22 protein-coding genes are annotated in these 20,967 nt (G+C 67.3%); 9 read left to right on the top strand and 13 right to left on the bottom strand.

The features are described from left to right. Positions 1–5 precede the first annotated feature (5 nt). The 3 genes from hutG to hutH are packed head-to-tail and all read left to right on the top strand — an operon-like array spanning position 6 to position 4,035. Complete coding sequence (gene hutG, locus ACO05L_RS08805; protein WP_421728805.1) at positions 6–848, top strand: N-formylglutamate deformylase; 843 nt, start codon at positions 6–8, stop codon at positions 846–848. Beyond that, the gene (hutU, locus tag ACO05L_RS08800; protein WP_421728804.1) at positions 845–2,509 is read left to right on the top strand and encodes a urocanate hydratase; all 1,665 of its coding nucleotides are present in this window, start codon (positions 845–847) and stop codon (positions 2,507–2,509) included. The genes hutG and hutU overlap by 4 nt, the downstream gene beginning before the upstream one ends. Continuing rightward, positions 2,506–4,035, top strand: a complete 1,530-nt coding sequence (gene hutH, locus ACO05L_RS08795; RefSeq protein WP_421728803.1) for a histidine ammonia-lyase — start codon at positions 2,506–2,508, stop codon at positions 4,033–4,035. The genes hutU and hutH overlap by 4 nt, the downstream gene beginning before the upstream one ends. Here hutH and ACO05L_RS08790 read toward each other — a convergent pair. Then, a complete protein-coding gene (locus tag ACO05L_RS08790; RefSeq protein ID WP_421728802.1) occupies positions 4,032–5,201 on the bottom strand; it encodes an MFS transporter in 1,170 nt (389 codons plus the stop codon). The genes hutH and ACO05L_RS08790 overlap by 4 nt on opposite strands. 49 nt (positions 5,202–5,250) lie before the next feature. Here ACO05L_RS08790 and ACO05L_RS08785 point away from each other — a divergent pair, with 49 nt between their 5' ends. The 3 genes from ACO05L_RS08785 to ACO05L_RS08775 are packed head-to-tail and all read left to right on the top strand — an operon-like array spanning position 5,251 to position 7,118. Continuing rightward, a complete protein-coding gene (locus ACO05L_RS08785) occupies positions 5,251–5,622 on the top strand; it encodes a DUF423 domain-containing protein (protein WP_421728801.1) in 372 nt (123 codons plus the stop codon). Between the two features lie 60 nt (positions 5,623–5,682). Further along, positions 5,683–6,657: a prolyl aminopeptidase gene (gene pip, locus ACO05L_RS08780; protein ID WP_421728800.1), complete on the top strand. Its 975-nt coding sequence runs from the start codon at positions 5,683–5,685 to the stop codon at positions 6,655–6,657. 11 nt (positions 6,658–6,668) lie between these two features. Then, positions 6,669–7,118, top strand: coding sequence for a hypothetical protein (locus ACO05L_RS08775; RefSeq protein WP_421728799.1), 450 nt, complete (start codon positions 6,669–6,671; stop codon positions 7,116–7,118). Between the two features lie 12 nt (positions 7,119–7,130). Here ACO05L_RS08775 and rodA read toward each other — a convergent pair whose 3' ends face one another. From rodA to ACO05L_RS08750, 5 genes are all read right to left on the bottom strand, one after another. Continuing rightward, positions 7,131–8,288 carry a rod shape-determining protein RodA gene (rodA, locus tag ACO05L_RS08770; RefSeq protein ID WP_421728798.1) on the bottom strand — a complete coding sequence of 386 codons (1,158 nt, stop codon included), beginning with the start codon at positions 8,286–8,288 and terminating at the stop codon, positions 7,131–7,133. Continuing rightward, entirely contained in the window at positions 8,285–10,318 is a 2,034-nt protein-coding gene (gene mrdA / locus ACO05L_RS08765) for a penicillin-binding protein 2 (protein ID WP_421728797.1), read from the bottom strand. The genes rodA and mrdA overlap by 4 nt, the downstream gene beginning before the upstream one ends. Next, positions 10,315–10,833, bottom strand: coding sequence for a hypothetical protein (locus ACO05L_RS08760; RefSeq protein WP_421728796.1), 519 nt, complete (start codon positions 10,831–10,833; stop codon positions 10,315–10,317). Before ACO05L_RS08760 ends, mrdA begins: the two co-directional genes overlap by 4 nt. Continuing rightward, positions 10,830–11,936, bottom strand: coding sequence for a rod shape-determining protein MreC (gene mreC / locus ACO05L_RS08755; RefSeq protein ID WP_421728795.1), 1,107 nt, complete (start codon positions 11,934–11,936; stop codon positions 10,830–10,832). The genes ACO05L_RS08760 and mreC overlap by 4 nt, the downstream gene beginning before the upstream one ends. 125 nt (positions 11,937–12,061) lie before the next feature. Then, complete coding sequence (locus ACO05L_RS08750; RefSeq protein ID WP_421728794.1) at positions 12,062–13,102, bottom strand: rod shape-determining protein; 1,041 nt, start codon at positions 13,100–13,102, stop codon at positions 12,062–12,064. Positions 13,103–13,548: 446 nt separating this feature from the next. Here ACO05L_RS08750 and ACO05L_RS08745 point away from each other — a divergent pair, with 446 nt between their 5' ends. Then, positions 13,549–14,751 carry a pyridoxal phosphate-dependent aminotransferase gene (locus ACO05L_RS08745; protein WP_421728793.1) on the top strand — a complete coding sequence of 401 codons (1,203 nt, stop codon included), beginning with the start codon at positions 13,549–13,551 and terminating at the stop codon, positions 14,749–14,751. 48 nt (positions 14,752–14,799) lie between these two features. On the opposite strand, the gene ACO05L_RS08740 is transcribed toward ACO05L_RS08745, so the two are convergent. Further along, the gene (locus ACO05L_RS08740; protein WP_421731662.1) at positions 14,800–15,768 is read right to left on the bottom strand and encodes a polyprenyl synthetase family protein; all 969 of its coding nucleotides are present in this window, start codon (positions 15,766–15,768) and stop codon (positions 14,800–14,802) included. A gap of 181 nt (positions 15,769–15,949) precedes the next feature. Here ACO05L_RS08740 and ACO05L_RS08735 point away from each other — a divergent pair, with 181 nt between their 5' ends. Continuing rightward, positions 15,950–16,729 (top strand): tRNA1(Val) (adenine(37)-N6)-methyltransferase, encoded by a 780-nt coding sequence (locus ACO05L_RS08735; protein WP_421728792.1) that lies wholly within the window; start codon positions 15,950–15,952, stop codon positions 16,727–16,729. Positions 16,730–16,751: 22 nt separating this feature from the next. On the opposite strand, the gene ACO05L_RS08730 is transcribed toward ACO05L_RS08735, so the two are convergent. The 4 genes from ACO05L_RS08730 to ACO05L_RS08715 all read right to left on the bottom strand — a co-directional run bounded on the left by ACO05L_RS08730 (position 16,752) and on the right by ACO05L_RS08715 (position 19,020). Then, positions 16,752–17,006 (bottom strand): hypothetical protein, encoded by a 255-nt coding sequence (locus tag ACO05L_RS08730; RefSeq protein ID WP_421728791.1) that lies wholly within the window; start codon positions 17,004–17,006, stop codon positions 16,752–16,754. Positions 17,007–17,155: 149 nt separating this feature from the next. Further along, positions 17,156–17,554, bottom strand: a complete 399-nt coding sequence (locus ACO05L_RS08725; RefSeq protein ID WP_421728790.1) for a DUF1489 family protein — start codon at positions 17,552–17,554, stop codon at positions 17,156–17,158. 45 nt (positions 17,555–17,599) lie between these two features. Then, a complete protein-coding gene (locus ACO05L_RS08720) occupies positions 17,600–18,097 on the bottom strand; it encodes a hypothetical protein (protein WP_421728789.1) in 498 nt (165 codons plus the stop codon). Positions 18,098–18,150: 53 nt separating this feature from the next. Continuing rightward, positions 18,151–19,020: a 50S ribosomal protein L11 methyltransferase gene (locus tag ACO05L_RS08715; RefSeq protein ID WP_421728788.1), complete on the bottom strand. Its 870-nt coding sequence runs from the start codon at positions 19,018–19,020 to the stop codon at positions 18,151–18,153. 85 nt (positions 19,021–19,105) lie between these two features. Here ACO05L_RS08715 and ACO05L_RS08710 point away from each other — a divergent pair, with 85 nt between their 5' ends. Next, positions 19,106–19,759 (top strand): hypothetical protein, encoded by a 654-nt coding sequence (locus tag ACO05L_RS08710; RefSeq protein ID WP_421728787.1) that lies wholly within the window; start codon positions 19,106–19,108, stop codon positions 19,757–19,759. A 78-nt stretch (positions 19,760–19,837) separates the two neighbouring features. Here ACO05L_RS08710 and ACO05L_RS08705 read toward each other — a convergent pair whose 3' ends face one another. Both ACO05L_RS08705 and cysE read right to left on the bottom strand, forming a co-directional pair. Continuing rightward, positions 19,838–20,050, bottom strand: coding sequence for a DUF3126 family protein (locus tag ACO05L_RS08705; protein ID WP_421728786.1), 213 nt, complete (start codon positions 20,048–20,050; stop codon positions 19,838–19,840). 72 nt (positions 20,051–20,122) lie between these two features. After that, complete coding sequence (cysE, locus tag ACO05L_RS08700) at positions 20,123–20,953, bottom strand: serine O-acetyltransferase (protein WP_421728785.1); 831 nt, start codon at positions 20,951–20,953, stop codon at positions 20,123–20,125. Positions 20,954–20,967 lie beyond the last annotated feature (14 nt).

Raw genomic sequence — 20,967 nt, 5'->3', positions numbered from 1 at the left:
CCGGGATGTCCACACCTGACTGGCTCACCATCCGCGAGGGCTCGGCCCCGCTGATCATCGGCCTGCCGCACACGGGAACCGACATTCCCGCCCCCATCGAGGCGCGGATGACGTCGCCCTGGCTGGCGCGCAAGGACGCCGACTGGTGGGTGGACCGGCTGTATGATTTCGCCGTCGATCTTGACGCAACCCTGGTCCGAACCGCCATCAGCCGCAGCGTCATCGACGTCAATCGCGACCCCTCCGGCGCCTCCCTCTATCCCGGCATGACGACCACGGGCCTGTGCCCCACCGAGACCTTTGACGGCGAGCCCCTGTACCGACCCGGCGAGGCGCCCGACGAGGCCGAGATCGCCGAGCGTCGCCACACCTTCTTCGATCCCTACCACGCTGCCCTGACGGCCCAGATCGAGCGGCTGCGCGCCGCTGGCCCGGTCGTCCTCTATGACGCCCATTCGATCCGCTCGCGGGTGCCGCGCCTGTTCGAGGGCGAATTGCCCCAGTTCAATATCGGCGACAACATGGGCGCGACCTGCGCCCCTGCGCTGACCCAGGCCGTCGAGGCCGCCTGTGCGATCACGGGCCAGACCCATGTCCTGAACGGCCGGTTCAAGGGCGGCTGGACCACGCGCCACTATGGCCGCCCCGAGGCCGGGATCCACGCCATCCAGATGGAGTTGGCCGACCGCGGCTACATGGTCGATCCCGAGGGCGATGTGTCAGAGGCCAACTGGCCCTCGCCCTATGACCTTCGTCTCGCCGCCCCCATGCGCACCCGTCTGCGCGGCGTCCTGAGCGCCTGTATCGATTTCGCCCGACACGCCCCCGGCAGGAGCCTCCGATCATGAGCAGCACCAAGAACAGCCGCGTCGTCCGCAGCCCGCGCGGCATGGAGATGACCGCCAAAACCTGGGCCGCCGAGGCCGCCCTGCGCATGCTGATGAACAACCTCGACCCAGAGGTCGCCGAACGGCCCGAGGACCTCGTCGTCTATGGCGGCATCGGCAAGGCTGCGCGCGACTGGGCGTCGTTCGACCGCATCGTCGAGAGCTTGCGCGAACTGGGCCCAGAAGAGACCCTGCTGGTCCAGTCGGGCAAGCCGGTCGGCGTCTTTCGCACCTATGCCGACGCGCCGCGCGTGCTGATCGCCAACTCCAACCTGGTGCCCAAATGGGCGACCTGGGAGCATTTCAACGAACTCGATCGCAAGGGCCTGATGATGTACGGCCAGATGACGGCCGGGTCGTGGATCTACATCGGCACCCAGGGCATCGTTCAGGGCACCTACGAGACCTTCATGGAGGCCGGTCGCCAGCATCACGGCGGCGACTGGACCGGCAAATGGATCCTGACGGCCGGCCTTGGCGGCATGGGCGGGGCCCAGACCCTGGCTGCGACTATGGCGGGCGCCAGTTGCCTGGCCGTCGAGTGCCAGCGCAGCCGGATCGAGATGCGGCTGAAGACCCGCTATCTCGACGTCATGGCCGAGACCCTGGACGAGGCCCTGGCCCTGATCGAGGACGCCAAGGCGACCGGGAAAGCCATATCTGTCGGCCTGTTGGGCAATGCGGCGGATGTTCTGCCTGAACTGGTCAGGCGCGGCGTCCGACCCGATCTGGTCACCGACCAGACCAGCGCCCACGACCTGGTCAACGGCTATCTCCCTTCCGGCTGGACCGTCGCCGAATGGGAGGACAAGCGCGTGTCCGACCCCGCATCCGTCGAGGCCGCCGCGCGCCGGTCCTGCGCCGTCCACGTCCAGGCCATGCTGGATTTCCAGAGCGCAGGCATCCCCGTCACCGACTATGGCAACAATATCCGTCAGGTCGCCTTCGACCAGGGCGTGACCGACGCTTTCGCCTTCCCCGGCTTCGTCCCCGCCTATATCCGCCCGCTGTTCTGCCGGGGCATCGGCCCCTTCCGCTGGGCGTCCCTGACCGGCGATCCGGCCGATATCGCGAAGACCGACGCCGCCATGAAGCGGCTGTTCCCAGACAACGCGGGCCTGCATCGCTGGCTGGACATGGCCGGCGAACGCATCGCTTTTCAGGGACTTCCGGCCCGTATCTGCTGGATTGGTTTGGGTGACCGGCACCGCGCGGGCCTGATGTTCAACGACATGGTGGCGTCCGGCGAACTGTCCGGCCCCATCGTCATCGGCCGCGATCACCTCGATTCAGGCTCCGTCGCCAGCCCCAACCGCGAGACGGAATCGATGATGGACGGATCCGACGCGGTCAGCGACTGGCCCCTGCTGAACGCCCTGCTCAACACCGCCTCGGGCGCCAGCTGGGTGTCCCTGCATCACGGCGGCGGGGTGGGCATGGGCTATTCCCAGCACTCCGGCGTCGTAATCGTCGCCGACGGTACGCCCGAAGCCGCCATGCGCCTCGAACGCGTCCTGTGGAACGATCCCGCCACCGGCGTCATGCGCCACGCCGACGCCGGCTATGAGATCGCGCGCGACGCCGCCCGCGAACATGGCCTCAACCTGCCGAGCCTGAAATGAACACCCTTATTATCGGCGCTGAGCCGCTGACCCTCGCCCAGCTGCGCGCCGTGCTCGACGCCCCCGTCAGGGTCGAACTGACGCCGGCAGCCTGGGCCGATGTCGAAAAGTCCGCCGCCACCATCGCCGCCATCGTCGCCGAGGGCCGCACCGTCTATGGCGTGAACACCGGGTTCGGGCTGCTGGCCAACACCAGTATTGCGCCGGGCGATCTGGAGACCCTGCAGAAGAATCTGGTGCTCAGCCACGCCTGCGGTGTCGGCGCCCTGCTGCCCGACGCGGTGACCCGCCTTTTGATGGTGCTGAAGATCGCCAGCCTGTCGCGCGGCGCATCCGGCATCCGACGCCAGACGCTGGAGGCCCTGATCGCCCTGGTGAACGCCGACATCCTGCCCTGCATCCCGTCCAAGGGGTCGGTCGGCGCGTCCGGTGACCTGGCGCCCCTGGCCCACATGTCTTGCGTCCTGATCGGCGTCGGCGAGGCCCGTCACGATGGCCAGACGCTGGACGCCGAGACCGCCCTGTCACGCATCGGCCTGACGCCCCTGACGCTGGGTCCCAAGGAGGGCCTGGCCCTGCTGAACGGCACCCAGTGTTCGACGGCCCTGGCCCTGGCCGGCCTGTTCGCGACCGAGGCCGTGTTCGCCGCCGCCGTCGCCGCGGGCGCCCTGTCGGTCGATGCGCTGAAGGGATCGGACGCCCCGTTCGATCCGCGCATCCACGCCTTGCGCAATCAGCCCGGCCAGATCGCCGTCGCCGCCGCCCTGCGATCCCTGATGTCCGACAGCCAGATCCGCGACAGCCACCGCGAGGGCGACGCCAAGGTGCAGGACCCCTATTCCCTGCGCTGCCAGCCCCAGGTCATGGGCGCCATCCTAGACGTTCTGGGCGCGTCGGCCGGAATGCTGGAGCGCGAGGCCAACGCCGTCACCGACAACCCCCTGGTCTTCATTGAGGATGGAGACGTGATCTCCGGCGGCAACTTCCACGCTGAACCCGTTGCTTTCGCAGCAGACCAGATCGCCATGGCCCTGTGCGAGATCGGCAATATCTCTGAACGCCGCACCTCCATCCTGGTTGATCCCAAGATGAGCGAACTGCCCGCCTTCCTGGTCAAGGAGTCGGGCCTCAACTCCGGTTTCATGATCGCCCAGGTGACCGCCGCCGCCCTGGTCGCTGAAAACCGGATGCTGTCGCACCCGTGCAGCGTCGATACGGTCCCGACCAGCGCCAATCAGGAAGACCATGTCTCCATGGCCACCCACGGCGCGCGCCGCCTGCTGGAGATGGCCGAGAACACCGCGACCGTCGTCGGCATCGAGCTGCTGGCGGCAGCCCAGGGGATCGAGTTCCATCGCCCCCTGACCACCTCGCCCGCGCTGGAACAGGTCTTCGCCATCGTGCGGGAGGCCGCCGCGCCCTATGCTGAGGACCACTATTTCGCTCCCGACATCGCGCGGGCGACCGACGGGGTGCGGGCCGGACGGTATCGGCCGTTCGCCGGCGCCCTGCTGCCGTCAGCCTAGACGGCGCTCCGGGCGGGACGACGCCGCGACCCCATGAAGGCCAATCCGCCCCCCAGGACCGCCAGCGCCGTCATGGCCAGATAGCCGCCGACACCCGCCGCGTCATACAGAGGGCCGGCAGCTAGGGTCGCCAGGCCCATCAGCACCCCGGACGCGAGCATAGAGTTCAGCGTCTGAGCCGAGGTCTTGCCATTGGGCGGGCTCAGCCGATCGGCGATCTCGACGCCGGCCAGATAGGTGGCCGCGAAAGTCAGGCCATGCAGGGCCTGTAGCGGCCATAGCGCCCACAGCGGCGGGGCGAAGGCCAGGGCCGTCCAACGAACCATGGCCGCGGCCGCGCCGACGCCCAAAACCGCCCAGGCGCCGATGCCCGCACGCCGTCGCCACGGCTCCAGCCACCACATGACCCCGATCTCGACCAGGACGGAAAAGGCCCACAACAGGCCGGTCAGGCTCTCGGGCAGTCCCTGTGCCTTCCAGGCGATGGCGGAGAAACCATAATAGAAGGCGTGGGTCGCCTGGATGCAGCCGACAGCCAGGATGGCGGTCATGAAGGCCGGGTCGATCACCAACCGACCCAGGCCCCGAAACCGCTCCATGCGGGCAACCGGCGGGCCGTCCTCCACCGTTTCGGGCGGCAGGAGCCAGGTCGCACCGACAGCCGCCAAAGCCGAGGCCGCGACGATCCACAGGATCACCGCATCGACCCCGACCCCGGTCAGCACCGCCCCCATCAGGATGTTGGCGGCGACGAAGGCGGCGGATCCGAATCCTCGCGGGATGGCGAAGGAGAAGCCCTCGCGACGCGCCAGCCGCATGGTCATGGCGTCCGCCAGCGGAATCATCGCCGCCGCCGCCGTCGCGCCCAGGAACCACAGAGGTCCCCACAGCCACAGCCCTTGAACCAGGCCGGTCGCCCCATAGGCCGCTGCGGCGACTACGGCCAGGATCGCCAGGGCGGTTCGGCGATAGCGGAACCCGTCGGCCCAGACGGCGACAGCCGGGCCCGTAATCAGCCGCCCCAGCATGGGCGCGGCCAGCAGAATGCCGATGTCCGCCCCGCTCAACCCCTGCGCCCGAAACCACAGGCCTGCGAACGGCAGGCTGACGCCAGTGCCGCCAAACAGGCAGACATAGTGCAGCGCCATGCGCCGGGATGCGTTCATGGCGCACCCGATAGCAGACGAAGCCCCCACCATGCGCTACAGATTCGCCATGAACCTTGATCGAAATCTGGCCGTCTTCGCCGCCTTCAACGGAGCCATGGCCGTGGCCATCGGCGCCTTCGCCGCCCACGGCGCAGGCCCGGCGGTCAAGACGCTGCTGACCACGGGCGCCCACTATCAGATCGTGCACGCTGTACTGGCCCTGGTCTGCGCCGCCTCGCCTGCGCGGACGCGGCTGGTGTCGGTCGCCGGATGGCTGGCTGGCGTCGGTGGACTGGTCTTCTGCCTGGCCCTGACCTTCATCGCTCTGCTGAGTATGCCGGCCATGGGCGCCGTCGCCCCGATCGGCGGAGTTCTGATGATTGCGGGTTGGCTTTTGCTGGCCTTTGCCGCATTCGGGAAGGCGCAATCCGACGCCTGATCGGACCCATACGCGACCCGCCCGCCCCCCGTTCGCGCCAGCTGAAAGACCGTGTTTCGAATGGCCTTCCCCGTGCCCGACAAGCCTCGCCGCGAGCTCTATCCCGAGATCGAACCCTTTGCGTCCGGCTGGATGGCGACAGGCGGACCGCACGAGATCTATTACGAGGAATGCGGCAACCCGCAGGGCAAGGCGGTTCTGGTCCTCCACGGCGGTCCGGGTGGCGCGACCAACCCCGGTATGCGCCGCTATTTCGATCCGTCGAAGTATCGCATCATCCTGTTCGATCAGCGCGGATGCGGCCGCTCGCGCCCAAACGCGTCGCTGGAAGACAACACCACCTGGACCCTGATCGACGACATCGAACAGCTGCGCGAGCGTTGCGGCATCGAAAAGTGGTCGGTGTTCGGCGGCTCCTGGGGTTCGACCCTGTCGCTGGCCTATGCCATCACCCACCCGGAGCGGGTCGAGAGCCTGATCCTGCGCGGCATCTTCCTGCTGACCAAAAAGGAGCTGCACTGGTTCTATCAGGATGGCGCCTCGATGATCTTCCCCGACGCCTGGGAACGCTTCGTCGCCCCCATCCCCGAGGACGAGCGCCACGACCTGATGGGCGCCTATTACAGGCGGCTGATCGGGGACGACCGCGCCGAGCGCGAGCGCTGCGCCATCGCCTGGTCCAGCTGGGAAGGCGAAACCGTCAGCGCCGAGGGCCCCGCCGCCAAGCCGGACAAATTCGCCGAGGCCGACTTCGCCGTCGCCTTCGCCCGGATCGAATGCTGGTACTTCATGAATGGCGGCTTCTTCCCCGAAGAAGGCTGGCTGTTGAAGAATATCGAGCGCATCCGCCACATCCCGACCTGGATCGCACAGGGGCGGTTCGATGTGGTGACGCCCATTTCCGGCGCCTGGTCCCTGCATCGCGCCTGGCCCGAGGCGACGCTGGATATCGTGCCCGACGCTGGTCACGCCTCTTCCGAGCCCGGCATCATCGACAGCCTGATCCGCGCCACCGACTGGGCGGCGACCCTCTAAGGGGACGGATCATGGCCAGGCTGAAGGTCTTTACCTGGTCCGACGGCTTTCACGCTTTCAGCGTGGCGACGAGTTCGCGTCCCAAGGCGCTTCAGGCCTGGGGCATAGGCTCCGACATCTTCCAGACCGGCCTCGCCTCCGAAATCACGGCCGGCCCTGACTATGACGCCGCCCTCGCCTCGCCCGGCGAAGTGATCGAGCGCGGCCTGGCGATCGATGTCGGCAAGGTGGCCAAGGCGCCGAGGCCCAAGGCCAAGGCGGCTGACGACAGGGCGCGCAAGGCGCTGAAGGCGCTGGAAGCCGAGCTCGAAACCTTGGACAGCGAACAGGCGGAGCAGACGACCGAGATCGACGACCGACGCGCCGCCCTGGAGGCCGAGGCGCGAGCATTGGCGGCCCGTCAGGCTCAGGCGCGCCAGGCTCTTATGGCTCGCATCAAGTCGGCGCGCGCCAAGCTCTAGAGACGGGCCCGGCTAGATCAGGCCGTGGCCCTTGGGCAGTTCGGCATAGCGGTGGACTCGCGTGGCCATGACCAGGCCGAAGCCGATCATCACCGTCAACATGACCGTGCCGCCATAGGACAGCAGCGGCATGGGCACGCCCACGACCGGCGCCAGCCCCATGACCATCGCGCCATTGATCAACACATAGAGGGCAAAGGTCGAGGTCACGCCCGCGGCCGCCATCCGGCCGAAGTGGCTGTGCGACAGGGAGGCGATCCTGAGCGCGATCAAGATGATTCCCGCATAGCAGGCCAGGATGGTGAAAGAGCCGACGAAGCCGAACTCCTCCGACACGGCTGCGAAGATGAAGTCGGTGTGTTTCTCGGGCAGGAATTCCAGCTGGCTCTGACTGCCCAGGCCGAATCCCTTGCCCAGCAGCCCGCCCGACCCCAGGGCGATCTTGGATTGGGTGATGTGATAGCCGGTGCCCGATGGATCGCTTTCCGGCGACAGGAAGGTCAGCACCCGGTGACGCTGATAGTCGTGCATCCCGAACATGACATAGAAGGGAATGGCCACGGCGGCCGGGATCGAGACTCCGGCGATGATCTTCCAATCCAGCCCGGCCATGAACATCATGGCGGCCCCGGTCAGGCCGATAAGCATGGCCGTCCCCAGGTCCGGCTGGTGCGCCACCAGCAGGAAGGGCAGGCCCACGATCATGACCGGGTAGATCAGTTTCCAGCTGAACCGCGCGTCCTTGGCCGTCGCGCCGTGATAGTAGCGCGCCAGAGCCAGCACCACGCCGATCTTCATGATCTCGGATGGCTGGATCCGGGTGAAGCCCAGGTCGATCCAGCGCGTAGCGCCCATGGCCGTATAGCCGACGCCCGGAATCTCGATGGCCGCCAGCAGCAGCAGAGCCAGGCCGTAAACGATATAGGCCGAACCGAACCATATCCTCAGGCTGACCATCGACAGGGCCAGCATCAGCACCAGGCAGACACCGAAACGGATCATGTGGTTGGCGGCCCACGGCTCCCACGAGCCGCCGGCCACGGAATAGAGCATGCCTCCGCCGACGCTGGCGACGACGCACAACAGGGCGGCGAAACGCCAGTCGATCTCGCCGATCTTGGTCGAGAGCCGGTCACGCTCGCCGGGACGGGTCAGGGCGGATGCAGTCATTGGCCATTCGCCAGATAGGGACGCGGACCCGAAGTCGCCGTCGGTGTACGGGGACGCGCCGCCGCAGGCGCGGCGGGCGCTTCGATTGCGGGCTCGGGCGCGGCGCCGATGGAGCCCTCCTCCACCTCGGGGCCGGTCGCCTCGGGCGGCGGCGGGCGGGTGATCCGGTCGCGCATCTCCGGGTCCTTCAACAGGACGGTGCGCATGACTTCGCGTGCGCGAGGCGCCCCGGCCGTGCCGCCCCCCCGGCCGCCGTGCTCGATGATGACGGCCACGGCATAGCGCGGCGCGTCGATCGGGGCGAAGGCGATGAACAGGTTGTGGTCCTTCAGCGCCCAGACATCGGACTTGCGCGAGCCGGAGCCGTAGTCGCGCGACTGGGCCGTGCCGGTCTTGCCCGCCATCTGGATATCGCCCAGGCCCAGCTGGCTCTGGCGATAGGCGGTGCCGGAACGGTCGTTGGCCACGGCGATCATGCCCTGGCGGACGATCTCGATATGGGCCGGATTGAACGGCAGGTCCGGCACGGCCGCGCCGCTAGGCCGCTCGACGCCGCCGACCGACTTGATCAGGCGCGGCAGGATGGCCTTCTTCCCGTTGGCCAACCGCGAGGTATAGGTCGCCAGTTGCAGGGCGTTGACGGTCACGGCGCCCTGCCCGATCGCCACCGAGGTCGTCTCCCCTGGGTGCCAGACAGGGTCGCGCGGGAAGGTCCGCCGCTTCCATTCGGTGGAGGGCAGCATTCCCTTGCGCTGGTTGTCCACGCCGATGTCGAACTCATGCTCGAAACCCAGCTTCAGCGCCGCGTCGCGGATGCCGTCGACGCCCGCGCGATTGCACATGGCGTAGAAATAGACGTCGCAGGAGTTCTTGATCGCGTTGTGCATATCCTGCGACCCGTGAACGCCCCAGCAGCGTTGGGTGCGATTGCCCGTCCGGTAGCTGCCGCTGCAGTGAACGCGCTGGCTGGGATCGACCCCGGCCTGAAGCAGGGCCAGCGCCGTGCACGGCTTGAAGGTCGAGCCGGGCGGAAAGGTGCCGTTGATGGTCTTGTCGAGCAGGGGCTTGCGCTCGTAGTCGGCCAGGGCGCGATAGGTCCGCGTGGGCACGCCGCTGACGAACAGGTTGGGATCGAACGACGGCGCCGACATCATGCACAGGATGTCGCCGTTGCGAACGTCCATCACCACGCACGCGCCGCTCTCGTCGCCGAACACCTCCAGCGCCCGGTTCTGCACGTCGGCGTCCAGGGTCAGGACCACGTCCTTGCCGTTGATGGCCGGACGCGAGCCGCCGATGTCCTCGGCGACCACCCGGCCTCGTGCGTCGACCTCGACCCGCTTGCCGCCCGCCTCGCCCCGCAGGTCGGCGTCCAGCGCTTTTTCCACGCCCGAGCGGCCGATGCGGAAGCCGGGGTTGAACAGGATGGTCGGTGGTTCCTGACCCTTGTCGCGGATGGCCTTGATGTCCCGGTCCGAGACCTTGGCCACATAGCCGATGACATGGGCGAACGACCCGCCATAGGGATAGAAACGCGCCTCGTTCATGTCGGCCATGACGCCCGGCAGTTCGGGGGCGTAGAGGTTGACCTTGGCGAACTCCTCCCAGGTCAGGTCGCTCTTGACCGGAACCGGGGTGAAGCGGGGCGCGGCGTTGACGTCGCGGATGATGGCGCGCCGGCGCTCCAGCGTGTCGGGCAGCAGCCGACCCAGCAGGTCCAGTGTCTGGTCCAGGTCCTTGGTCTCGTCGCGCACGACCAGGACGCGGAAACTGGGCCGGTTGCCGGCGATGACCACGCCGTTGCGGTCCAGGATGCGTCCGCGCGGCGGCGGCACCAGGCGAAAGTTGAACTGGTTGTTGGTCGCCAGGGTCGAATATTCCTGGGCCTGGACCACCTGCAACTGCCCCAGCCGCATGGTCAGGGCGCCGATGCCCAGAGCCGTCAGCCCGCCGACGACGAAGGTCCGGCGCAGGAAGGAACCCTGACGCTCGTTGACGTCGGAAAAGAAGATGGCGGGTTCGTTGCTCATCTGAACCGGGTTTCACCGTCGTCGAACCGTTCGATCAGCCAACTGGCGACCGGAAACAGCAACAGTGTCGGAATCATCTGGCCCAGCAGAGCCAGGATGCTCGGCGCATTGCCCGCGTTCAGGCTGACGATCACATAGGTCAGAAGAAAGGCCAGCAGGGTGCAGCCGGCGTACCAGCCGAACAAAATCTGGGTCTCCTGCCCCGCCAGCAGGTTTCGCGACGCCAGGACGATGGCGTAGACGCCAAGAAGGCTCAGCGACCACAGCCCGAGCGGACTGCCCCACAACAGGTCCAGAAACAGCCCAAGACCAAAGAGCACGGCAGGGGCAACCATGGATGGCCGGATCAGCGGCCAGGCGAAAGCCAGCACCATGGGCAGGATCGGCTCAGGCAGCTTCAGGCCGAACATCTCCACAGGCGTGGCCAGGACGATGGACCCTGCCATCACCGCCAGCGCCGGCAGGGCGATCCATTGCACCGGACCGACGACCCGCACGGAAACCGGCCGTCTCACTCGGCCTGCCCCGGAGCCGTCGCGGCGGAAGGGGGTGTGGCCTGAGGTGGCGTTGCAGCGGGCGCCGGCGCGGGCCTGGGCGCCGCCGGCCTCTGCGCCGCAGGTCTCGAGGGCGTCGTCGTTGTAGCAGCGGCCGTACTGGCGGCTGCTGCCCGACGCGCGGCCGCATCAGTGATGGCTGCAGCCTGGGCCGCGCTGGGCGGCGGGGCCGCCGCCAGACCCGCCAGAGGCGGAGGCGTCAGGGCTTCAGGGCTGACCAGCTGGCCGAAATCCTGGAACAGCATGACGCGGACATAGTCGATCGCGCCCCGGTCGCTGAACAGCTTGACCCGCCAGGTGCCGTCGATCCCCTTGGCGGCGACACCGATGGGGATGCCGCGTGGGAAGCCGCCGCCGTCACCCGAACTCAACACGCGGTCGCCGGCCTGGACCGAGCCGACGCCACGCACGAACTCCAGGCGCGGGTTGCCGCTGCCGTCGCCGGTCAGCATGGCGCGCGCGTCGGTGCGGTCGATCAGAACAGGCGTGCGGCTGGACACGTCGGTCAGCAGCAGCATCCGCGAGACGCCTCCGGACGCGCCGATCACACGACCGACCAGGCCATCCTCATTGATAACGGGGTTGCCGATGCGGACGCCCTTGTCGGCGCCGGTGTCGATGAGGCGGGCGTGGACGAAGGGGCCGCGTGAATCCGAGACGGAACGACCGGTGACCATCGCCACCGCCGGCTCGGTCCGCAGGCCCAGCATCGCCTCATAGCGGGCGTTGACGTTCTTCAAGGCGATGGCCTGGTCGCGCCAGGGCTCCAGCTGAGCGATCTGCTCCCGCAGCTTGCGGTTCTCGGAGACGGCGAAGAAATACCCCTTCACCCCGTCGCTGAGCGATCCCACCCAGCGGACAGGCGCGGCCAGGACGCCGCTGACCGGCCCCATGCCCGCATCGAAACCCGCGCGCACAGGCGAATAGACATCGTGATTGCGGACCTCGCGCCGGTCGCTCATCAGCAGGATCACGGATGCGACCAAGGCAACCACGACCACGACCGCGGCGGTCCAAGCCAGCGGCACCTTGATGGTCTCGAACGGTCCGTCGCGAAACGCCACGGCAGCCTTTCCGGTAAGGGATCAGAATCAGCGGGACACTCCCGCCGACTGACGCAGCCTATTGCAAAATCCGCGCCGGGTGAAAACCCGCATCACGCTGTGAGACGAAGTGTCTGATCCAGACCCTAGAGGGCCGAATCGAGCACGCCCTTCATCCAGCGCGGATGCTCCAGCACCCGGCCGCAGCCGATGGCCACGCACGACAGGGGATCGTCGGCGACCGAGACCGGCAGGCCGGTGTGATCGCGGATTTCTGCATCCAGGCCGCGCAGCAGAGCCCCGCCGCCGGTCAGCATGATGCCCTTATCGGCGATGTCGGCGGCCAGTTCCGGAGGCGTGGCCTCCAGGGCGACCTTCACGGCGTCGATGATCTGCGAGACGGGTTCAGCAAGCGCTTCAGCAGCCTGGCGCTCCGAGATACGGACCTCGCGCGGCACGCCCTGCATCAGGTCGCGGCCCTTGACCTCGATCGACAGGCCTTCGCCGTCGGCCGGAATCCGGGCGGTTCCGATGTCCTTCTTGATGCGTTCGGCCGTCGTCTCGCCGATCAGCAGGTTATGGTTGCGACGCATGTAGCTGATGATGCTGTCGTCCATCTTGTCGCCGCCGACGCGTACCGAACGTGAATAGACGATGCCCGACAGGGACAGAACGGCGACTTCCGTCGTGCCGCCGCCGATATCGACGACCATCGAACCCGTGGGCTCATGGATCGGCAGACCGGCGCCGATCGCAGCGGCCATGGGCTCGTCGATCAGACCGACGCGACGGGCCGAGGCGTTCAGGCAGGAGTCATTGATCGCACGCCGCTCGACCGCCGTGGCGCCCGAGGGCACGCAGACGATGATCTTGGGGTTCACGAAACCCTTGCGGTTATGAACCTTGCGGATGAAGTGCTTGATCATCTCCTCGGCGACTTCGAAGTCGGCGATGACCCCGTCGCGCATGGGACGGATGGCTTCCATGTGGCCCGGGGTGCGGCCCAGCATCTGTTTGGCCTCGATGCCAACGGCATGGACGATCTTGCGTCCGCCGACATTCCGCAGCGCCACAACCGAAGGCTCGTTCAGGACGATGCCCTTGCCCTTCATATAGATCAGGGTGTTGGCGGTCCCCAGATCCATGGCGATGTCGTTGGAGATGGCGCCGAAGAGGTGTGAAAACATGGGGGTGTGGACCGAACTATCTTTGCCGAAAGGCGTGGGTGTTTCGGTCGGTTTCGGCGACGCCCCCAACCGCTGTGCATCCCCACACGCTGCGGCTACCTGATCGTCTTCGCCTTACCGACGATGGCTCGTTTGCCCGTATGAGGCCGCGAATACAACCCCTGACGCCTCGGTCGCGATAACCACGACAGCGCCATTTCGATCACGAAACCGACACCTGAGCGAACAGGTCGCCGGCCCTCACGATTCGGGCTGAGACATGGCGGCTGCGAGCGGGCTCCATGCCGGCCAATCGGCCACCCGAAAAGACCCACCCCAGCACAGCTTATGACGCCGATCAGCATTTGTGGGCATCGACGGGTTTGCGGCCAGCAGCGCTTCTGAGTAAACGGGGCCGCCGCAAGCCTTCCCACCCCGAAACCCGTCGCGGCGACCGGAAATCCTTCATGTCCCTGCAGTCCGCCGCCCTCGCCCGCGTCAAGCCATCCGCCACCATCGCCGTCAGCGCCAAGGCGCGGGAACTGGCCGCCGCCGGCCGCGACATCATCGGCCTCGGCGCCGGCGAACCCGACTTCGACACCCCGGACAATATCAAGGCCGCCGCCATCAAGGCCATCAACGACGGCCAGACCAAATACACCGACGCTGACGGCATGCCGTCGCTGAAGAAGGCGATCGCCGACAAGTTCGCGCGCGAAAACGGCCTGACCTATGCAGTGAACCAGATCCACGTCGCCTCGGGCGGCAAGCCGGTGATCTACAACGCCCTGCTGGCGACCCTGAACCCCGGCGACGAAGTCATCATCCCGGCGCCCTACTGGGTTTCCTATCCCGACATGACCCTGCTGGCGGGCGGCGAACCCGTCTTCGTCACGGGCGAAGAGGCTGATGGCTTCAAGCTGCGCCCCGAGGTTCTGGACGCCGCCATCACGCCGCGCACCAAGTGGCTGATCCTGAACTCGCCGTCGAACCCGACCGGCGCGGCCTATACGCGGGACGAACTGGTCGCCCTGGCCGACGTGCTGCGCAAGCATCCGCACGTCTGGATCCTGACCGACGACATGTATGAGCACCTGGTGTTCGATGCGTTCGAATACACCACCATCGCCCAGGTCGCGCCCGACCTCTACGACCGCACCCTGACGGTCAACGGCGTGTCCAAGGCCTATGCCATGACCGGCTGGCGCATCGGCTATGCTGGCGGCCCCAAGGCCCTGATCGACCTGATGCGCAAGGTGGCCAGCCAGACCACCTCCAACCCCGCCTCCATCAGCCAGCACGCCGCCGTCGAGGCCCTGAACGGGACGCAGGACTTCCTGCCGATCCGCAACGACGCCTTCCAGAAGCGCCGCGATCTGGTCGTGTCGATGCTGAACGCGGCGCCGGGCATCCGCTGCGCCAACCCGGAAGGCGCCTTCTACGTCTATCCGTCGGTCGAGGGTCTGATCGGCAAGACGGCGCCGAACGGCACGGTCATCACCGACGACGACGTCTTCACCAGCGCCCTGCTGGAAGCCGAAGGCGTTGCGGTGGTTCAGGGTTCGGCCTTTGGCCTGTCGCCCTATTTCCGCGTCAGCTACGCCACCTCGGAAGCCGTGCTGACCGAGGCCTGCACCCGCATCCAGCGCTTCGCCGCCAGCCTGAAATAGAACGTACGGCTCCTCCCCCTCGCCGCTCGGCGGTGGGGAGGAGGCCCGTCAGGCGACCCGACTCACCGCGAAATCGGCCAGCTTCTCCAGCGCATCGCGCCAGTCGGTGTCCGGCAGGATACGCAGCGCCGCCTTGGCCAGGTCGGCGTAGTCTCCGGCGGCGTCCAGTGTCCCACTGACAGAGCCCGTGCCGATGATCAGCTCGCGCGCCCGGCGGAAATCGTCTTCGGAGCGTTCGCCCTTGTTGATCGTGCGGTCCCAGAAGGCATCCTCGCGCCCCTTGGTCCGCGCCACCGCCAGCAGCAGGGGCAGGGTCACCTTGCCTTCGCGGAAGTCGTCGCCCGCATTCTTGCCCAGGGCTTCGGACGTGCCGCCATAGTCCAGGGCGTCGTCCGCCAACTGGAAAGCCAGGCCCAGGTTCAGACCATAGGCACGCAGGGCGGCTGTCGCCTCGGCATCCGCGCCGGCTCCGACAGCCCCGGCCTCGGCGGCGGCGGCGAACAGTTCGGCGGTCTTGGCGGAAATGATCTTCAGATAGGTCGCCTGATCCAGGTTCAGGTCGTGCGCCCGCGTCAGTTGCAGCACCTCGCCCTCGGCGATCACGGCCGACGCCCGCGCCAGAATGCCCAGGGCGCGCATCTCGCCCGTTTCGACCATCAGTTCGAACGAGCGTGCGAACAGGAAGTCGCCGACCAGGACGCTGGTGGCCGATCCCCAGATCAGGTGGGCCGCGACCTTGCCGCGGCGTCGCTCCGATCCGTCCACCACGTCGTCGTGCAACAGGGTCGCGGTGTGGATGAACTCGACGGCGGCGGCCAGCTTGACCGGATTTTCGATCTCGCCCTTGGCCGCGCGGGCTGCAGCGACGGTCAGCAGGGGCCGCAACCGCTTGCCTCCGGCCGAGACAATATGTTCCGCCAGCAGGGGGATGACCGGCACGTTCGACTGCATCCGGTCGATGATCAGGGCGTCGACAGCGGCCATGTCCATGGCGGCCAGGGCGACGAGCGTATCCACCTCGCCCTTGAGGCGGTCTGGGCGCCGGTTGTCTGCTAGGGTCACGGCGTCCACGAAACTACTCTCTCAATCCAGGATCGGCGCTGAGAATCGCGCGCGAACCTCCGCCCGTCAGCAAAGTCGTCTTGCTGCATTGCGGTCAGCGGGACAATGGTGATCGCGCCATGAAGGGTCAAGCCGCGTGACGACAGCATCTGTATTGCCGGAAACGGTCGACCCCGCGCAAACTCAGGTCGTCGAGAGCGCCCTGCTGGGCGGTCGTGTGCGTCTGCTCCAGCCTGCCAGGGGTTATCGCGCCGGCATGGACGCCGCCCTTCTGGCCGCCGCCGTCGCCGCCAGGCCCGGCCAAAGAATTTTCGAAGCCGGCTGTGGCGCTGGAGCGGTGCTGATGCAGGTCGCCGCCCGGTGTCCGGGCCTTATTCTGACGGGGCTGGAGCGGGATCCCGCCGCCGCCGCCCTCGCCCGTCGCAACGCGGACCTGAATGGCGTCCAGGGGCAGACGACGGTCATCACCGGCGACGTGGCGACGGGTTACGGCAATCTGGACCTGCCTCTCTGCGACTGGGCAGTGTCGAATCCGCCCTTCTTCGACGACGAGACCGCCCTGCGCGCCCCCTCCCCCGGCAAACGCGGCGCCTGGATCGCCGACGACGGCCTGGTCGCCTGGACAGACATCCTGTTATCCTCGGTCAAGGACGGCGGCCGCATCCTGATGATCCATCGCGCCGATCGGCTAGCCGATATCCTGGGCTTATTGAACGAAAAGGCGGGATCCTTCGCCATCTTGCCCGTCCAGCCCTTCGCCGATCAGCCGGCCAAACGCGTGCTGATCAAGGCGGTCAAACGCGGCAAGGCGCCGCTGGTGCTGCGTCCGGCGCTGGTGCTCCATGATCGATCGGGCGCCAAGCATACCGTCGAGGCCGAGGCGATCCTGCGCGGAGAGGCGGATTTGATCGTCTGAATGGCCGACCCGTTGCGGACGTTCAGATGCCGCCAATCGAAACCCAAATGCCGAAGGCCAGCACCGCAGCCGCAATGGTAATCGCAGCATTTGCGAGAAGGGCTACGACCTTCCATGCCCCACTTGCGAGAACCACTCCTCGCACCGTCAACCACAACAGCCCAGCGATGATGACCGGGTAACCGGCTGCGACCCAGAGGTGGCCGGTCCAAATGAGCGGCGCCAGCAGGACAACAGACGACAGAAGACCGACCGGGATGATGAGCCGGTAGAGCACGGCCCCCGCGTTCCCCCAGCGACTTTCATATCGTGGCTTGCTGACCATTTCCGAAGATGGATCAGGCGCTCTGTTTGGACAAGTCTCGACGTCCGCAAACCACCCTGAACGGACATCCGCGATGTCGGCTTAGTCGCCCAGAGTACGCCCTACCACGCCCCCATCTCGCGCAGCTGCCGCGCGAAATCATCCGGCAACTCGCCCGCCTCCATGGTCGATAGGTCCCGCGGCGCGTCCTTGGGCTCCAGGTAGCGCCAGCCCTGGAAAGGGCGACGCGCCTGAGGGGCCGTGCGGATCACCTCCCCGGCCAGCTTGATGAGGCACATCTTCGACTTGCCCTCGCCCGACGTGGAGATGTCGAGGATGGGCATCCGGCAGGTGACCGATCCCTTCATCACCCAGAACAGGCTGCCGCCGTCCTCGATCTCGTCAGCACGCTTGGGCGTCATCCGTGTGTTGACGGTCAGCCACTGGTTCTTGGCGACGCGGCGTTCCAGCGTCTCCACCTTGGCGACGCCGACGCACAGTTTGATCATGTGAAGAGGCACGGATGCGCCTCTATCATCGCCGCGCCGGCAACGAAACCGGCGGGTTCAGGGTTGAGGCGAGGTGCTGGTGATAACCGCCACGCCGGAAGGTTGCGCAGGCTCGACAGGCCGAGCCGCCGAGGCGGTCGCCGCCTGAACAGCGGTAGCCCTTGCGGCAGCGTCGGCCTCCGCGGTGCGGGCCTCGCTGGCGGCGCGAACGGCGTCGGCCTGGGCCCGCGCGGCGTCGGCGCGCGCCATCTCGACGCCCTGCTGGGCTCCGGCGATCTGGCCCTGGATCTGACCCTGCACCAGGGCGCTGTCGGCGTCAGCCTGGGCCTGGGCGGCCTGAGCTTCGGCCAGACGCGCCTGAGCTTCGGCGTCGTGCGGCTCACGCGAGGCCAGCAGCCATAGCGCCGCGACCAGCACCAGCGCAGCCAGAATACCTGCGACCCACCATCCGGTGTTGGAATCGCGTCTCACCACGATGGTCTCGCTGTACATCGGCTCGGATCGCGGGGTGTTCGGCTGGCGGGTCGGGTCGAGGTTGGGGTCGTACTGGCTCACGGCGAGGCCTCCATTGAGACCGATCAACGGCGCCCGCTCGCCGACGTTCCCGCTCAGCCGACGCGACGCAGCACCAGGGCGCTCCAGGCGTCGCGATGGATGCGTCGCTCCAGCTTGAAGCCCTTGGACAGATAGGCCGCGGTGACCCGGCGCTCCTGCGTCCTCAACAGGCCGGACAGGATGGCCACCCCGCCGATCCGCAGCGCCAGCTTGATGTCCTGCGACAGCGAAACCAGCGGCGGGGCCAGGATATTGGCGAACACCAGATCATAGGGGCCGTCCTTGCGCACAGCCTGGTCGTTCAGGCCCGAGGCGTGGACGAAGCGGGCCTTGGCCATGTTCAACTTGGCGTTCTCGTTGGCGATGCGCACCGAGGGCTGGTCGATGTCGGTGCCGACGGCGACGCGGCTGCCGGTCTTGGCCGCCGCGATGGCCAGGATCCCGGTGCCGCAGCCTACGTCCAGAACCCGCTCGAACTTCTCGCGCTTCAGCAGTTCGTCATAGGCGACCAGGCAGCCGACCGTCGTGCCGTGGTGGCCGGTGCCGAAGGCTGCGCCGGCGTCGATCTTCAAGGCGACGGCGCTGGCCGGGACCAGGCCCTGGTCGTGGGCGCCATAGACGAAGAACCGCCCCGCCTTGACCGGCGGCAGACCGGACAACGACATGGCCAGCCAGTCGGCGTCGGCCAGAACCTCGACCGTCGTGGTCATGCCCTCGTGCTCCGCCAGCCGAGCCTGGATGCCTGCGGCTTCCTCGGCCGTGGTCGGGAAGGCGTCGATACGCCAGATGCCGCGATCCTCGTCCTCCTCCAGGATGGAATAGGTCGCCCCCTCAAGGGTCACATCGGCGTCGATGGCCTCAGCGGCGGCTTCGGCATGGGCGCGAAGGCCACGCGCGATAATTTGAACTGCGGACTCGGACATTTCTCAAACACCGCTATCATGGCGAATCGAAGCTTCCGTAAACGCGTACTGGTGCGCGCTTTCTAACCGAGGGGTCGGGGAATACATGGCCAAGTCACCGTCTACGACTAAATCTGCGGCGCCGAAGTCGGCGCCTGCCGCTTCCAAGCCGAAACCGGCGGCAAAGTCGAGCGCCGCAAAGGCGGCTCCGGCAAAAGCCGCTGCGCCCAAGCCCGCAAAAACTGCCGCAGCGCCCAAGCCCATCAAGGCTGCGGCGCCCAAGGCTGCTGTGGTCGCCAAGGCGAAACCCGGTCCCAAGCCCAAGGCCGCAGCCAAGCCTGCCGCTGCGCCCAAGGCCGTAAAAGCCGCCGCCAAGCCCGCCGTCGCCAAGGCCAAGCCTGGTCCCAAGCCCAAGGCTGCAACGGCCGCCAAGCCGGCTGCTGCCCCCAAGGCCGCCGCCAAGCCTGCAAAGGCTCCGGCCGCCAAATCGGCGACCGCGCCCCGCGCCAAGCCCGGTCCCAAGCCCAAGGCTGCAGCGACCGCCAAGCCTGCCGTGACCGCTGCGCCTGCGCCCAAGCCGGCTGTGGCCGCCGCTCCAGTCGCCGCTGCCAAGCCCGCCGTCTCGGCGGCTCCGGCCTCGGCCCCTGCGCCCAAGCCCGCCGTGGCTCCGGCCGCTGCCGCGCCCAAGCCCGCAGCCGCTCCGGCCAAGCCCAAGAGCTTCCTCGACAAGATCGCCGACGCCATCTTCGGCAAGCGCTGAAGCCGGATCGGCTGAAAACAAAAACCCCGAGCGGTTCGCACCGCCCGGGGTTTTTATTGTCTGATGCGGCGGTGACGATCAGGCCGGCGACAGGTCCTCGGCCAGGATAGCCATCTCGAACATGAAGCTGCCGTCCTCGTCCTCGTCGTCGAACACCACGCCGATGAACTCGTCGCCGACATAGACCTCGGCGGAATCATTCACCTTGGGGCGGGGTTTCACGACAATGCCGCCAGCATTGAAAGTGCGCTTCAGATGCGCCTCGATACGCTTCATGTCGGCTTCGTTCATGGGGGGCCTCGATAGTCTTTGAGCAGGTCAGGAAGCGGCGGACCCTAGAGATTCAGCCCTCTCAAGGAAAGCTCAGATCGAAAAGTCGAACACGACATCAGCCAGGGTATGGTCCATCGTCCGGGCGGGCTCGGCCCCGGTGGGGCAGTTGACGAGCCGCGCAGGCACCCCGGCCACGGTGCAGCCCGACGGCACGGGCTTCAGCACCACCGACCCCGAAGCCACCTTGGCGTAGTCGCCGACGACGATATTGCCCAGCACCTTGGCCCCCGCGCCCAAAAGGACGCCCTTGCCGATCTTGGGGTGCCGGTCGCCGCGTTCTGCGCCGGTCCCGCCCAGGGTGACGTTGTGCAGCATGGAGACGTCGTCTCCGACCACCGCCGTCTCGCCGATGACGATCCCGGTGCCGTGGTCCAGAAACAGACCCGAGCCCAGACGCGCGCCCGGATGGATGTCGATCTGGAACAGTTCGGAAATCCGGCTCTGGAAATGGAAGGCCAGGGTCTCGCGACCCTGCGACCACAGCCAGTGGCCGACGCGCGACGCCTGAAGGGCCTGAAAGCCCTTGAAATAGAGGAAGGGCTGCAACAGCGACCGGATCGCCGGATCCCGCTCGGCCACGGCCTGAAGGTCGGCCTCGGCGGCGGCGACGATGGTCGGATCGGCGGTGAAGGCGTCGGTGCAGACCTCGCGCACGCTCATGGCCGCCAGTTCGTTGTCACCGATCTTGCGCGCGATCTGGAAGCTTAAAGCCGCCGCCAAGTCGCCGTGCGACAGCACCGTCGCATTCAGCAGCGAACCCAGATGGGGCTCGGCCCGCGCGGCCTCTTCCGCCGCCGAGCGCAGCAGCGACCAGATTTCCGACTGGGATACGACCACTTCAAACTTGGGCTGAAACGACATAACGCCTCCGAGCG

The organism is Brevundimonas sp., from assembly GCF_965227765.1.
Lineage (GTDB): Bacteria > Pseudomonadota > Alphaproteobacteria > Caulobacterales > Caulobacteraceae > Brevundimonas.
The sequence above is the reverse complement of the archived record's forward strand: the minus strand, read 5'-3'. Positions and strand labels throughout refer to the sequence as shown.